At 75.2% G+C, this 866-nt stretch carries 1 protein-coding gene; it reads left to right on the forward strand.

Going from position 1 to position 866, the window contains the following annotated elements:
• Window positions 1–657: 657 nt before the first annotated feature.
• Window positions 658–866 (forward strand): DUF998 domain-containing protein (locus VR44_RS11165; protein WP_045947280.1); only part of this gene is annotated, 209 nt, incomplete at its 3' end.

An 866-nucleotide genomic window follows, 5' to 3' on the forward strand; every position in this document is an offset into this window, starting at 1 on the left:
GGAGCGGACCACCGGCGTGCTCGGCGCGGGCGGCGCCGCCGACCTGCGGGCGCGCGGCGCGGTGCCGCCGGTGCGGCCGGTGACCCCGCCCCAGACCTGACCGGCGCGGGGTGCGCGCGACCGCGCCCGGGGCCCGGGCTCGCCCGAGTGGGCCGCGCGGCGGTGGTGAACCGGTGCCGTAGGCACGCCGGCGTTCCGCACCCGGCGGGTGGCACGGACGCGCACCCGGAGTTCGACCGCCGCTCCGTCGCCGCTCGGCGATCGCCCCCGAGGCGGGTGCAAGCGGCTGACGGTCTGTCGTGTCCGGCCCGTCCTGCCCGTCCGGGTTCCAGCCCTCGTCGGCCGGCGCGCCGGTCCTTGCCGAACCCGCCGGGCCGGCGCACGTTCGTGAGCCACTGCCCGGGTTCGGTCGCTGTTGCCGGCTGAACAGGCGGGCTGCTGCTGCCGAGTTTGTGGCGCCGTCGGTGCAATGGCGCCAACGGTTCCCTGTGCCGACCGCGGCTTGCTTGGCACCCGGTCGGTGAACGCCCGCCGCCTGCTGACGACTTCGGCTCGTCCCGGCCGACATGTGATCCACCGCACATCGGCGGAAGCGATGAGTCTTCTCCTCGTCGTCGGTCATACAGGTGACCACAACGAAGCAAGGAAGGCTCCACCATGACCGACACGCTCACCGCGCCCCGCCCCGTCCTGTCCGCCGCGCCCGCGCCGCGGTCCGCCGCGCGATGGGCTGTGGTCGGCGGTGTGGTGGCGGGGCCGCTGTTCCTGGCGGCCGGACTCGTCCAGGGGTTCGTGCGGGACGGGTTCGACTTCACGCGGAACGCGATCAGCCAGCTCGCTCTCGGCGACGCGGGATGGATCCAGAC

The organism is Streptomyces katrae (assembly GCF_000966975.1).
Taxonomy (GTDB): Bacteria; Actinomycetota; Actinomycetes; order Streptomycetales; family Streptomycetaceae; genus Streptomyces; species Streptomyces katrae.